This window comes from Micromonospora sp. NPDC048935 (genome assembly GCF_043197875.1).
GTDB lineage: Bacteria > Actinomycetota > Actinomycetes > Mycobacteriales > Micromonosporaceae > Micromonospora.
In genome coordinates, this window is sequence record NZ_JBICTZ010000001.1 from 615,304 (window position 1) to 628,307 (window position 13,004).

The 13,004-nt window shown below is 72.9% G+C and carries 12 protein-coding genes; 9 read left to right on the top strand and 3 right to left on the bottom strand.

Going from position 1 to position 13,004, the window contains the following annotated elements:
- Window positions 1-21: 21 nt before the first annotated feature.
- Together ACGFIW_RS03260 and ACGFIW_RS03265 are read right to left on the bottom strand one after the other, a co-directional pair.
- Window positions 22-477, bottom strand: coding sequence for a MarR family winged helix-turn-helix transcriptional regulator (locus tag ACGFIW_RS03260; RefSeq protein WP_393310686.1), 456 nt, complete (start codon window positions 475-477; stop codon window positions 22-24).
- On the bottom strand, window positions 474-1,391 hold the full coding sequence (locus tag ACGFIW_RS03265) for an MBL fold metallo-hydrolase (protein ID WP_393310687.1): 918 nt from the start codon (window positions 1,389-1,391) through the stop codon (window positions 474-476). The genes ACGFIW_RS03260 and ACGFIW_RS03265 overlap by 4 nt, the downstream gene beginning before the upstream one ends.
- An 18-nt stretch (window positions 1,392-1,409) precedes the next feature.
- Between ACGFIW_RS03265 and ACGFIW_RS03270 the strand changes: the two genes are divergently transcribed.
- The gene (locus ACGFIW_RS03270; protein WP_393310688.1) at window positions 1,410-2,660 is read left to right on the top strand and encodes a DUF222 domain-containing protein; all 1,251 of its coding nucleotides are present in this window, start codon (window positions 1,410-1,412) and stop codon (window positions 2,658-2,660) included.
- 150 nt (window positions 2,661-2,810) lie between these two features.
- On the opposite strand, the gene ACGFIW_RS03275 is transcribed toward ACGFIW_RS03270, so the two are convergent.
- Window positions 2,811-3,548: a VOC family protein gene (locus ACGFIW_RS03275; protein ID WP_393310689.1), complete on the bottom strand. Its 738-nt coding sequence runs from the start codon at window positions 3,546-3,548 to the stop codon at window positions 2,811-2,813.
- Between the two features lie 135 nt (window positions 3,549-3,683).
- Here ACGFIW_RS03275 and ACGFIW_RS03280 point away from each other — a divergent pair, with 135 nt between their 5' ends.
- From ACGFIW_RS03280 to ACGFIW_RS03315, 8 genes are all read left to right on the top strand, one after another.
- The gene (locus tag ACGFIW_RS03280; RefSeq protein WP_393310690.1) at window positions 3,684-4,328 is read left to right on the top strand and encodes a YdeI family protein; all 645 of its coding nucleotides are present in this window, start codon (window positions 3,684-3,686) and stop codon (window positions 4,326-4,328) included.
- A gap of 31 nt (window positions 4,329-4,359) precedes the next feature.
- Window positions 4,360-4,839, top strand: coding sequence for a DUF2975 domain-containing protein (locus ACGFIW_RS03285; protein ID WP_393310691.1), 480 nt, complete (start codon window positions 4,360-4,362; stop codon window positions 4,837-4,839).
- On the top strand, window positions 4,839-5,054 hold the full coding sequence (locus ACGFIW_RS03290; RefSeq protein WP_278138146.1) for a helix-turn-helix transcriptional regulator: 216 nt from the start codon (window positions 4,839-4,841) through the stop codon (window positions 5,052-5,054). Before ACGFIW_RS03285 ends, ACGFIW_RS03290 begins: the two co-directional genes overlap by 1 nt.
- A complete protein-coding gene (locus tag ACGFIW_RS03295) occupies window positions 5,051-5,215 on the top strand; it encodes a hypothetical protein (RefSeq protein WP_357556068.1) in 165 nt (54 codons plus the stop codon). Before ACGFIW_RS03290 ends, ACGFIW_RS03295 begins: the two co-directional genes overlap by 4 nt.
- Before the next feature lie 126 nt (window positions 5,216-5,341).
- Window positions 5,342-8,536, top strand: a complete 3,195-nt coding sequence (locus ACGFIW_RS03300; protein ID WP_393310692.1) for an FtsX-like permease family protein — start codon at window positions 5,342-5,344, stop codon at window positions 8,534-8,536.
- On the top strand, window positions 8,533-11,241 hold the full coding sequence (locus tag ACGFIW_RS03305) for an FtsX-like permease family protein (protein ID WP_393310693.1): 2,709 nt from the start codon (window positions 8,533-8,535) through the stop codon (window positions 11,239-11,241). The genes ACGFIW_RS03300 and ACGFIW_RS03305 overlap by 4 nt, the downstream gene beginning before the upstream one ends.
- Before the next feature lies 1 nt (window position 11,242).
- Window positions 11,243-12,238, top strand: coding sequence for an ABC transporter ATP-binding protein (locus ACGFIW_RS03310; protein WP_393310694.1), 996 nt, complete (start codon window positions 11,243-11,245; stop codon window positions 12,236-12,238).
- The gene (locus ACGFIW_RS03315; protein WP_393310695.1) at window positions 12,235-12,975 is read left to right on the top strand and encodes an ABC transporter ATP-binding protein; all 741 of its coding nucleotides are present in this window, start codon (window positions 12,235-12,237) and stop codon (window positions 12,973-12,975) included. The genes ACGFIW_RS03310 and ACGFIW_RS03315 overlap by 4 nt, the downstream gene beginning before the upstream one ends.
- The last annotated feature ends 29 nt before the right edge of the window (window positions 12,976-13,004 follow it).

Below are 13,004 nucleotides of genomic sequence, written 5' to 3' on the forward strand. Positions count from 1 at the left end.
GCCGACGGCTGGGCCGCAGCGTCAGAGGCAGGAGCCCGGGTCGGTGCTGGTGCCGATGATCGCGAACAGCATCCGGCGGAACAGGGCGATCTCGACCGCGCTGAAGCCGGTCATCGCGTTGCTCTCCGCCTCCTCGCTGGCACGGGCGACCTGCGCCCGTACGTCGTCGCCGGCGGGCGTGATCGCCGGGATGCGCCGGCGGCGGTCCTGCGGATCGAAGTGGCGTACGACGAACTCGGCCCGTTCGAGTCGATCCAGTTGGGTCATGAGCGTGGTCTTGTCGAGGCCGAGCGCTCTGGCCAACTCGACCTGGGTCAGCCCGGGTGTCTTGTCCAGCGCGCTCAACACGATGTAGTCCCGCAGGTGGAGGCCGTGCCTCTCGGCCTGTTCGCCGGTCACCACGTGCATTCGTTGGGCGGCGCGATGCAGCAGCCAGGTGATCTCGGAGTCGAGCGTCGGCGCCGGCCCCTCGGTCATCGCATCGCTCCGGGGAGGAGCGGAATGCCCTCGTAGGCGCGGCGGTCGTGCGCGGGGACCACCTGCATCAGCTCGGTCAGGGCGGCCGACCGCAGGATGCCCTGTCGCACCTGCGCGGCGTCGCTGTCGGCGAGGGTACGCAGCAGCCAGGGGCGTTCGACTCTGCGGTGGATGCCATCGAGCTGCCAGGTCAGGTCACCGATGAACGCGTAGCGCTGGCCCGATGGAAGGGTCACGAACGCGACAATGGACCCCGTCGTGTGGCCTGCGGCCAGCGCCAGCACCAGAGACCCGTCGCCGTGCACGTCGAAGCTCGCGGGAAAGCCGAGATACGCGGGGCCGTCGAAGACGTATTCGTGGATCTCGTGGCCGGGCGAGACGGCGCGGAAGACCCTGCCGTCGCGGTTGCCGCGGGCGTACTCAAGCTCGTTCCGGTTCATCCAGACCGGGAGGTCGAGCGAGTCCAGGCCGCTCGCGTGGTCCCAGTGCGAGTGCGTCAGGAAGACCCCGCTGAGCCGGGTGCGGTCGTAACCGCTGTCGTCGAGCTGCTGGCTCACCGTCCGGGTTGCCTGGAACGGGGCGCGGGCGAACCGCGGCTGCATGGCGACATGCGCGGCGACGTCGGCCCCGAAGCCGGCGTCGACGAGGAAGTCACCGTTCGGGTGCGTCACGAGGATGGCGGTGGCCGCGAACTGCCGCTTGTCGCGGAACGAACCTCCGCGAACGGCAAATGCCGCTCGGGTTTCGTAGGTGCCCGTGGGGAGCTGGTAGATCGCCATGCCGGCCGGTGGTGTCGCCTCGGGAAGGGTGTCCCTCCAGGGGGCGGGGGCGGGGAGCGATGTCATCGGGTAATCGTATGACATTAGATGATCCGGGACCAGACGAATATTGGGGGGGTCGAACTTGTCGTACACCTGTTCTAGGGTTTGGTGGTGATCGATGAGTTGGCACGGGCGGAGAGTGCGGTGGCGACCTGCGCCGATGCTTCCGTGTGGGCGCTCTCCGAGCACGACCTGATCGCGGCGCTCGACGCCACGCACCGGCTTCAGCAGCGGCTGGCGGCGGTGCAGTTGGCGGTCGTTCGGGAGCTGGACGGTCGGGGCACCGCTGTCGCGCGGGGCGCGTCCTCGACGAGCGTCTGGTTGCGTCACCGCCTACGCCTCGACGTCGCCGCTGCCCGTCGGCTGGTCGGCCTTGCCGCCTCGCTCGACGTGGCCCCGCCCGCCGTGCGTGACGCGTTGGCGGGCGGGGCGGTCACCGTGGAGCAGGCCCGGGTCATCGCCGAGGCGGTCGCCACCGTGTCGGTCCGCGCCGGGGGTGAGGTCGCCGACAAGGCCGTGAGCGTGCTTGTCGACTGGGCCGCGCAGTTCGACCCCACCCTGCTGCGCAGGCTCGGCAGCCGGATCCTCGACCACGTCGCACCCGAGATCGCCGACGCCGCCGCGGCGGCGGCCCTGGAGGCCGAGGCCGCTCGCGCCGCCCGCGACCGGCATGTCACCGTCTCCGAGCGGGTCGGCGGGCGACTACGGCTCAGCGGCACCCTCGACGCGGAGACCGCCGCGCTCGTGCGCGCCGCCATCGACCCGCTCAGCGCACCCTGCGGGCCCGACGACACCCGCACCGCCGGCCAGCGTCGGCACGACGCCCTCGCCGAGGTGTGCCGGCTGGTGCTGCGTACCGGCGAGCTGCCCGAACACGGCGGCGACCCGGCCCAGCTCGTCGTCACCACCGACTTCGACGGGCTGACCCGGCAGTTGGGTGCCGGCACCCTCGACACCGGCGCGCACGTCACCCCGGAGGCCGTGCGTCGGCTCGCCTGCGACGCCGCCATCCTGCCCGCCGTGCTCGGCGGTGCCGGTCAGGTCCTCGACGTGGGCCGGCAGCGACGCCTCGTCACCGGCCCGCTGCGACGGGCGTTGGTGCTGCGCGACGGCGGCTGCGCCTTCCCCGGGTGCGACCGGCCGCCCCGGTGGTGCGCCGCCCACCACATTCGACACTGGGCCGACGGCGGCCCGACAAGTCTCGACAACGCGGTGCTGCTCTGCGGCCACCACCATCGGCACCTGCACCAGACCGAGTGGGTGGTCCGGCTGGGGGGCGACGGCAAACCGGAGTTCGTCCCGCCGGCCTGGCTCGACCCCGACCAGATCCCACGCCGCAACCACTACCACCGGCGAACGTAGCCGATCCCCAATGACCCGAAGCGGGGAGCGAGGTGCGAGGCTGCTCGCGGTGTTCCGCCGCCCCGGGCGCGTCGCGGCGTTCGGGCGGGCCGGTGGTCGCGCCCGCGCGGATGATCGGGGTCGCCGCCGCGCGGATGAAGCGGGTTCGGGTCAGCCTGGGGTGAGGACGCAGAACTCGTTGCCTTCGGGGTCGGCGAAGACCGTCCACGGGACCTCGTTCGGGCCCAGGTCGACGGTGGTGGCGCCGAGGGTCCGCAGTCTGGCCGCCTCGACCGCCAGGTCGTCACCCGGATAGGGGCGAACGTCGAGATGGACGCGATTCCAGCCGGCCTTCACGTCGGGCGTACGGATGAACTCCAGATAGGGGCCGACGCCCTGGGCGGAGCGCAGCACCGCGCTGTCGTCGGTCACCTCGTGCAGGGTCCAGTCCATGGCCTTGTTCCAGAAACTGGCCATGGCTCGCGGGTCCGCGCAGTCGACCACCACGGCGGCGATCGGGCCGGTGTCCCGGTAGCGCGGTCGGGGTTCCAGCACGCAGAACTCGTTGCCCTCCGGGTCGGCGAGGACCGTCCACGGCACGTCACCCTGGCCGATGTCGGCGGGTGTCGCACCCAGGTCCAGCAGGCGCGTGACCAGCTGCGCCTGCTGGGCCGCCGAGGTGGTGGCGAGGTCGACGTGCACGCGGTTCTTCACCGTCTTGGGTTCCGGGGAGACGACGAGGTCGATGCAGACGGCGACGGGGTCGGGATAGACGAAGCCCTCGGGTTCGAGGTTTGTCACACCGGGTCCCTCGCTGGAGACTCCCCAGCCGAGTGCCTCCGCCCAGAAGCCGCCGAGGGCGGAGTCGCTGCGAGCCTTCATGTTGATCTGCACGAGCCGCGTTGCCATGGCGACGATGCTAGGGCCCGACCGGCGGACGGCCGCACCCGGCGCGGTGGCCGCTGAGTCGGCGCGGGGGCAGTGTCGGCGCGGTGGCAGTGTCGGCGTGGCGGCAGCGTCGGTCGTGGCGGTTAGCCTGCCGTCATGGCGAGCCCAGAGCTGGATGAGTTGATCGTCGCGGACGCCGACGCCCTGCGCGTGTGGTTGTCGGCCAACCACGCCACGTCGCCCGGCGTCTGGTTGGCCCTGACCAGGAAGGGCGGCACGGTCACGACGCTGACCTGGCAGCAGGCCGTCGACGAGGCCCTGTGCTTCGGCTGGATCGACGGGCAGGCCCGGAAACGGGATGAGGAGACGTCCTGGATCCGGTACACGCCGCGCCGGTCCCGCAGCTCCTGGTCGCAACGCAACGTCGCCCACGTGGCCCGACTGGAGGAGCAGGGGCGGATGCAGCCCGCGGGTCGGGCCGCTGTCGAGGCCGCGAAGGCGGACGGGCGGTGGGCTGCCGCCTACGCCCCGTCGTCGGAGGTCGAGGTGCCGGCCGACCTCCTCGCCGCCATCGCGGCCGACCCCGCCGCGCAGGCCATGTTCGACGTGCTCACCAGGACCAACCGGTTCGCACTCACCCACCGCGTCAATGGCGTCAAGAGGGCGCAGACCCGCGAGCGCAAGATCGCCGAGTTCGTCGCCATGCTGGCCCGCCACGAGACGATCCACCCGCAGAAGGCCAGGCCGGTGTCGGGGCCGACGACGGCCCGGACGGAAGACGGCTCCCCGGAGAGCGATTGACTTTCGATAGGTAACGAGCGAAACTCGATGCATGGTGACAGAGCATCGAGCGGTAGCCGCTCTCAGAGTTTTCCTCGGGGTGCTGTTCGTGGTCCTGATCGGGTTTCAGACGTTCTCGCTGCCCGGGCAGTTCGCGCACATGGCACAGGAGTCGCCGGAACACGCCTACCTCCGGTGGCCGTTGACCGCCATCACGGTGTTCTGGGTGCTGTGCGTCCAGGTGGTCATCGTGTCGACCTGGAAGCTGCTCAGCCTGGTCAAGAACGACCGCATCTTCACCGAGGCGTCCCTAAAGTGGGTCGACCTGATCGTGTGGGCCGTCGGCGCCGCGTGGGTGGTGCTCGTGGGTGTCTTCCTCTACGTCGGCTTCAACGCCGACGACCCTGGCGGTCCGATCCTGCTGTTCCTGCTGACGATGGGCGTCACGGTGCTCGGGCTCCTCATGGTGGTGATGCGTGCGCTGCTGCGGCAGGCAACCACGCTGCGGACCGACATGGAGGCGGTGATCTGATGCCCATCGTCGTGCGCATCGACGTGGAGTTGGCCAAACGCAAGATGAGTGTCGGTGAGTTCGCCGAGCGGGTCGGGCTCACGCCCGCCAACGTGGCGGTGCTCAAGAACGGCCGCGCCAAGGCCGTCCGCTTCAGCACGCTGGAGGCGATGTGCCGGGTCCTCGGCTGCCAACCCGGCGACCTGCTCGAGTGGGTCGAGGAGGAAACCCCATGAGGTACGCCCTGACCGTCGGCGTCATCCTCGTGGTCGCCCTCGGCATCGCCGGCATCGTGCACGGGGAGGCCGACGACTCGCCAGGTCTCCAGCTCCTGGGGGTCGTGCTGGTGATCGGCGCGGCGGCGTTCGGCATCCGCAACCTCCGCGGCGGCAGCTAGCCAGCCAGCCGGCCGGGGCGTACGCCGCCCCTCTCCTGGTAACGATCATGTAACGGGCGCGAACCTTTCCCGGTAGGTCGCCTGTCTTGATGGTCGTCGGCCCGTCAGGGCCAGGGGAGGCGTCGGATGAAGCTGGTGTGGAGGCGGGCCCGGGAGGCGCGGGGGTTGCTGGTCGCCGCGGTGATCGCGGCCCTGGTCGCCGTCGCGTTGGTCACCGGACTGTCCGACTACAACCGTCGGGCGGTGGACGCCGGGCAGCGGGCGCTGGTGGCCGCCTCGCCGGCCGAGGAACGTGGCCTCCTGGTCAGTGGGTCGGGTGGACGCGACGCGGCCGAGTTCGCCACCCGCGACGGGGCGGTCCGCGCCGAGTTCACCGACGGGCTGGCCGGCGTTCCGGTCAGCGTCTCGGTCGCCCGGTACGGCACCGGGCGGGAGCTGACCGGCCCGCTCGGATCCGTACCCCGTACCGGCGACGAACCCGTCTTCGCCAACCTGGCCACCCTCGACGACCTCGCCGAGCACGCGGAGCTGACCAGCGGAGCGTGGCCGAGCCCGGGAGCGAACCCGATCCAGGTGAGCCTCCCGGAGCGGGCCGCGGGTGCGCTGGGTCTCAGCGTCGGGCAACGCATCCCGGTACGCGACCGGGCCACCGAACGGCGCGGCGAACTGGTGCTCGCCGGCACCTGGCGGCCCCGCGACCCGGCGGACACGTACTGGCTGCTGGCCCCCGGGGTCGGGACGGGCAGTGCCGGTTCCGGCACCTCGTACGGGCCGTTCGCACTCGACCCGGCCGACTTCGCGGCGGCCTTCCCCGGCTCGGTGTCGGCATCCTGGCTCGTCGAACCGGATCTCGGTGGCGTCGACGTGGCCGACCTGCCCGCCGTGCGCAAAGCCCTCACCGAGGCGTCCGCGGCGGTGCCCGAAGCCGCCCAACTGGGCACCTCCGGGCAGGCGGTGACCAGGATGCCGCGACTGCTGGATCGGATCGCCCGCGCCGACCTGGTCGGCCGTTCCGCGCTGGCCACCCCGCTGCTGCTCATCCTGGTGCTCGGCGGGTACGCGCTGGTGCTGGTCGCCGCGCTGCTGCACGAGGACCGTCGCGCGCAGACCGCGCTGCTGCGTGCCCGCGGTGCCGCCCGCCGACAGTTGGCCGGCCTGGCCGCCCGCGAGGCGACCCTGGTGGTCGCCCCCGCCGTCCTGCTCGCGCCGGTGATCGCCACCGTGGCGCTGCGGTTCGTCCGACCCGGCGGTGCCGAGCAACTGTCCACCGCCGGCGGCAGTACCACCCTGGTCTGGGCGGCCGCCGCGGCCACGGCGGCCGGCTGCCTGGTGGCCATGGTCGCCCCGACACTGCGCGGCGCCGGCACGTACGTGGCCGACATGGCCGCCCGCTCCCGCCCGAACCGGGCGGCGAGCGTCCAGCGGGCAAGCGTCGACCTGGTGCTCGTCGCGCTCGCCGTGCTCGCCTGGGTGCAACTGCGCCGGTACGCCTCGCCGCTGGCCGGCTCGGGCGGCCGGCTCGGGCTCGACCCGCTGCTGATCGCCGCCCCGACACTCGGTGTGCTGGCGGGTGCCGTGCTGGCGCTGCGGGTGCTGCCACCGGTCACCCGGTTCGCCGAGCGGTTCGTCGACCGGCGGCCCTGGACGGCCACCATGTTCGGCATGTGGCAGGCCGGTCGGCGTCCGCACGCCGGCCCGGTGCTGCTGCTCGCCCTGGCCGTCGGTGGCAGCACCCTGGCCTGGTCCCTGATCAGCACGGGGGAGCGGTCCCAGGTCGAGCAGGCCGGCCACACCGTCGGCGCCGACCTGCGGGTCACCGAACGAGCCGGCGCCGCCCCGCTCACCCGGGCCGGTGAACTCGCCGCGCTGCCGAGCGTGGACCGGGTGCTGCCGGCGTGGCGCGACGACATCCGGGTCGGCCGGGAGGACCTGCCGGTGACCGTGATCGGCATCGACCCGGCCAGCGCCCCCGGTGTCGTCCGACTCGCCGACCGTCTCAGCGACGATCCGGTGTCCGAGCAGTACCAGCGCATGATCCAGGCGCGCGGTGCCAGCGGGGGAGTCGAGCTGCCGGAGGGCACCCGGGCGGTCACCGGCACCGTCCGTACGCCGGTCGAGCAACCCGCCGAGCCGCACCGGGTCTCGGTGTCGTTGCTGTTGACCACCCCCGACGGGCTCGCCTTCCGGCTGCCGGCGGTCGACGCACCGAGCACCGGGCAGGCCAGCCGGTTCACTGTCACGCTTCCGGACGTGGGCGGAGCGCCGCTGCGGCTGGCCGGCTTCGAAGCCGACACCAGGTTCGCGGGCGGCACCTCGTACGGGTTCGCGGTGCAAGGGCTGACGCTCGTCGATGCCGGCGGCTCCGCCCGGCCGGCCGACCTGACCGGTGACTGGACGGCGACGTGGCTCGGCGGGCCGCGCACGCTTGTGGATTCCAGCGGTGCCGGGCTCGTCGCCAACCGCCCCCTCAGGCTGCTCACCGAGGGGAGTCGGCAGGATCGACCGGCGAGCCGGTTCGTCGTCGTACCGGGAACGGCGGGCGCACCCGTCGCCGCCGTGCCGGTGCTGATGACCCCCCGGGTACGCGAGGCGCTGAGCCTCCGTCTCGGCGACACCGTCGAACTGGCGCTCTCCGGGGTGACGCTGCGGGTCCACCTGGTCGGTGAACTGGAATCCGTGCCGACCACCACCGGCGAGGGCGTACTGCTCGACCTGCCGGCCGCGGTCGACGCGCTGCTCGGCGGCGGCGGGACGATCCGCCCGACACCGGAGTGGTGGATCGGTGCCACCGACGCGACGGCCGCCGCCGCAACGGCCGCCGAGCTGCCCGGCGTCACCGTCCTCAACCGGCAGGCGGTGATCACCGCCGCGGCGGACGACCCGTACTGGCAGGGGTCGCGTACCGGAATGCTCGCCGCCGCGCTCGGCGCGGTGCTGCTCGCCCTCGTCGGCCTGATGGTGGACGTGTGGGCCACCGCCCGACGGCGGCTCAGTGAGTTCGCGGTGCTGCACACCCTCGGCGCCACGCCTCGGCTGCTGGCCCGGGCGCTGCTGGCCGAACAGACCTTCCTCGCCGGCATCGGCGTCGGGGTCGGTCTGCTGCTCGGTGCCGCGGTCGGAGCCACCATGGCCCCGCTTGTCGTCCTCACCCCGGCCGCTGGTCGGCCGATCCCCCCGGCGACGTTCGCGCTGCCCTGGGTGCCGATCGGTCTGACCGCTGTCGGTCTGCTGCTGGCGGCGCTCGCCTTCAGCGCGTTCATCGCCGCCGGCATCCGTCAGCGGGTGGCGGCGGTGCAGCTGCGAATCGGGGGAGAACGATGAGCGTCGGCGCGGCGGTCCGGCGGGTCCGGGCGTACGGTGGGCAGTTTCTCCTGCTGGCGGTGCTGACCCTGGTGGTCACGCTGCTGATCAGCGGCGTGCCCCGGCTGGTCAACCGGCTCGCCGAACAGGGGCTTCGGGCGCAGCTGAACAATGAGCTGCCGGCACGCCGGGATCTCTCGTACACGAGCGGTGTGGTGACCGCCCCGCCCCTGAAGCCGGCGATGGCCTACGCCCGCGAGCGGTTCGAGACCCTGGCCGCGGACCTGCCGCCGCAGGTGCGGTCGGCGGTCACCGAGCGGTGGTACAACGTGGATCTGGAACCGGCCCGCGTACTCGGGCCGGACCTCGCGGCCCGCAACCTGCTTGTCGACCTGGGCCTGCGGGGCATGCCCGACATCCAGGACGCCAGCGACCTCGTCGAGGGGACGTGGCCGAGTGAGACCTACCTCCCCGAGCGGCCGATCGAGGTCGCGCTCGACGTCGACGTGGCCGCCAAACTCAACCTGCGCACCGGTAGCCGACTCCGCATCGGCAAGGTCGACGGTCAGAACAGGTTCTACGACGCCGCCCCGCTGACGGTGGTCGGGCTGTTCCGCCCCGTCGACCGTACCGGCGGAAGCTGGGACGGGCTGCCGTCGCTACAGCAGATCATCGAACCGGAAGGGGACGGCCAGCCGCTCGTCGCCACCGGAGTCGTCGCCCAGTCGGCCCTCGACAAGCGGGCGGCGGCGGGTTGGCCGATCCGGTCCACCTGGCGGTACCGGCTGGGTGCCGACAGGATCGACGCGCGGAAGCTGGACCAGCTGATCGACGGTCTCCAGGAGACGCAGCGGAACCGACCGGCCGACCTCTCGCTGGCCCAGGGCATCGACATCCCGTTGCGCGCATTCGCCGCCCAGGTCAACGCCGCCCGGACCCTGCTGGCGGTGATCGCGGCCGGCGTACTGGCCACGCTGGCCGGGCTGATCGTGCTCGCCGCCATCCTCGCCACCCGACGCCGCCGGGCGGAGTTCGTGCTCATCCGGGCCCGTGGCGGCGGGACCACGGCCGGCGCCCGCCGAAGCCTCGTCGAGTCGCTGCTGGTGGTGCCGGTAGCCGCCGCGCTCGGCTGGTGGCTGGGCACCCTGTTCCCGGGCGCACCGGACCCCAGCACGCCGTACGTGATCGCCGCGACCGTCCTGGTCACCCTGGCACTGCCACTGGCCACGCTGGCCGTGCCGACCGGTGGGGCGACCCGCCGCGACCTGGTCCGGATGCGCCCGTCGACCAGCCGGCTCACCGTCGAGGTCTCCGTGTTGCTGCTCGCCGCGCTCGCCGCGGTGCTGCTGCGTCGACGCGGCCTCACCCTCGGCGAGGTGGACCCCCTGTTGGTGTCGGTGCCGGTGCTGCTCGCGATCGCTGCGGCCGTGCTCGCGCTGCGGGCGTACCCCTGGCCGTTGCTGCTGGTCAGCCGGCTCGCCGCGCGCAGGAGGGGCAGCGTCGCCTTCCTCGGCACGGCGCGCGCCGGCCGGTCGGCGGTCGCGGCCCCCCTGGTCGTCGTGGTGCTCGCCATCGGCACCGCGGCGTTCTGCGCGGTCGTCGCCGCCGGCGTCGACGCGAGCCGGGACCGGGCCGCCGAGCGGATCGTGCCGGCAGACGCGGTGATCCGCGGTGAGCGCTTCGCCCCCGACACGATCGACGCGCTGGGCCGCCTGCCGGGGGTGCGGGCCGCGACGCGGGTGCTGTACTCGTCCGACGAGCGGCTGGCGGTCGACGAACTCGGGACCGATCCGCGGCTCGATTCGACAGCCGTCCTGCTTGTCGACGGGCCCGGGTTGGACGCGGTGGCCCGGGGGTCCGAGGTGGATCTGCCGCTTCCGGCCGGGTTGCGCAACGCCCGGCCCGAAGCGGGACCGGTGCCGGCGATCGTGTCGCCGGCGGTCGCCGCCGAGCTCGTCAAGGCCAGAATCGACAGCTCCGCGTTCATCTCGGTGCAGGGCCAGCGGTACGAGTTCCGGGTGGCCGGCAGCGAGGAGAGCTTCCCCCTGCTGCCGGCGACCACCGAGCGGTTCGTCATCCTGCCCTGGCAGGCGTTGCCGGCGCGTGCCACCACCCCGGTGGCGACCAGCCTGCTGGTTGCCGGCGACCGGCTGGACGCGGAGTCGCTGCGCCGCGCCGGTGACGAGGGGCAGTCGCGGTACCAGCAGCAGGGGGCCGTCACCGGCGAGGAACGCCCCCTCGGGGTCGTCGTCGACACCCGGGCCGACGTCCGCCGGGATCTCGGTGCCGGCGGCGCGAACGGCGTACTGGCCTTCGGGTTCGTCGCCGGTGCCGCCGGTGGCTCCGTGCTCGGGCTGCTGGCCATCGCGTTCACCGTGCTGGCCGGCGCGCGCGCCCGCGGCCAGGTGCTGTCCCGGCTGCGTACCCTCGGCCTGTCCCGCCGGCAGTGGCGCGGGCTGCTGCTTGTCGAGCTGGCCCCGCTGGTCGGGGTGTCGGTGCTCACCGGCGCGCTGGTCGGTGCGGTGCTGCCCCTGCTGCTCAACCCGGTGCTCGGCCTGTCCGCGTTCACCAGTGGCATGCCGGTCCGGGTGGCGTTCGAGCCCGGCCTGGTGGCGGCGGTGCTCGCGCTCGGGGTGGTCGCCCTCGGCTTCGCGGTCGCCGTCGAGGCCCTGAACAACCGCCGGTTGCGCCTCGGTGAGGTGCTTCGGCTCGGAGAGGAGAGCTGAGATGACCGCTACCGCCCAGACTTCACTGGTGCCCGACCTGGCCGCCCTGCACCAGCGGGCCGCGCAACGTGCCGCCGAGCGGGCCGGCGGGCAGGACCGACTGCGCGGCCACATCGTCTGCGACGGCCTGGTGCGCATCTTCAAGACCGAGGGTGTCGAGGTCGTCGCCCTCCAGGGTCTCGACCTGGTCATCGACCGGGGGGAGCTGGTGGCCATCGTCGGCGCGTCCGGCTCGGGCAAGTCGACACTGCTCAACATCCTCTCCGGCCTGGACACGCCCACCGCCGGCATCGCCCGGGTGGCCGACTACGACCTGCTCTCGCTGTCCGCCAAGCGGCGGCTGAGCTACCGGCGGGAGCTTGTCGGTTTCGTCTGGCAGCAGACCGGGCGCAACCTGCTGCCGTACCTCACCGCGCTGGAGAACGTCGAACTGCCGATGCAACTGGCCGGCAAACGCGGTGGCAGGGCCCGTCGGGAACGAGCCCGGGAGTTGCTCGACATGATCGGCGTGGGCTACTGCGCGGACCGCCGACCGGGGCAGCTCAGCGGTGGCGAGCAGCAGCGGGTCGCGGTGGCGGTCGCGGTCGCCAACGATCCGGAGGTGCTCTTCGCCGACGAGCCGACCGGTGAACTGGACGAGGCGACCGGCGCCGAGGTCTTCGCGGCACTGCGCACCATCAACGCCGAACTGGGCGTGACCATCGTGGTGGTGACCCACGACCACGCCGTGGCCACGCAGGTCCGCCGGACCGTCGCGATCCGCGACGGCCGGACCGCCTCCGAGGTACGCCGAACCGCCCGGACCGACGCGGACGGCAACACCGAGCTGGTCAGCGAGGAGTACGCGGTGCTGGACCGCAACGGCCGGATGCAGCTCCCTGCCGCGTTCGTCGACGCGCTCGCGCTGAAGGAGCGGGTCCGGCTCGATCTGGAGCCGGATCACGTGCAGGTACGGCCCGGTGACCGGGCCACGGACGAGCGGGGGGCACGGGCATGAGTGGTCGGGACACGGTGGTGACAGGTGCGGCCGATTTCGGCGGTGGGCCGGCGGCGCAATCGGCCGAGGTGGTCCGGGTCAGCGGCGTGAGCCGCACCTTCGGGCGGGGCGAGCACGCCGTGCACGCGGTGCGGGACGTCTCGTTCAGCGCCAACAAGGGCGAGCTGGTCGCCATCCGTGGTCGGTCCGGGGCCGGCAAGACCACCCTGCTGAACCTGATCGGCGGTCTGGACCGGCCGGACAGCGGTCAGGTGGTGGTGGCCGGGCACGAGGTGACCACGGCCGGCGAGGCGGAACTGCTGCAACTGCGCCGGGGCACCGTCGGGTTCGTGTTCCAGACCTTCGGGCTGGTGCCGATCCTCTCCGCCGCCGAGAACGTGGGCGTGCCGTTGCGACTGGCGCAGGTGCCGGCCGCCGAGCGGGAGCAGCGGGTCGCGGTGCTGCTGGAGATGGTCGGCCTGGGCGGGCACGCGGCCCAGCGTCCGTACGAACTCTCCGGCGGCCAGCAGCAGCGCGTGGCGGTGGCCCGAGCCCTGGCCAACGAGCCGGATCTGCTCATCGCCGACGAGCCCACCGGTCAGCTCGACTCGGAGACCGGCCGGTCCATCATGGACCTGCTGCGCGCGGTGGTGCACGCACGCGGCATGACGGCGCTGGTGGCCACACACGACCCGGCCCTGATCGACCTCGCCGACCGGGTACTCATGCTGCGCGACGGTCGCCTGGTCGACGGCTGACGGTGCCCACAGGCTGACGGGGGCGCACT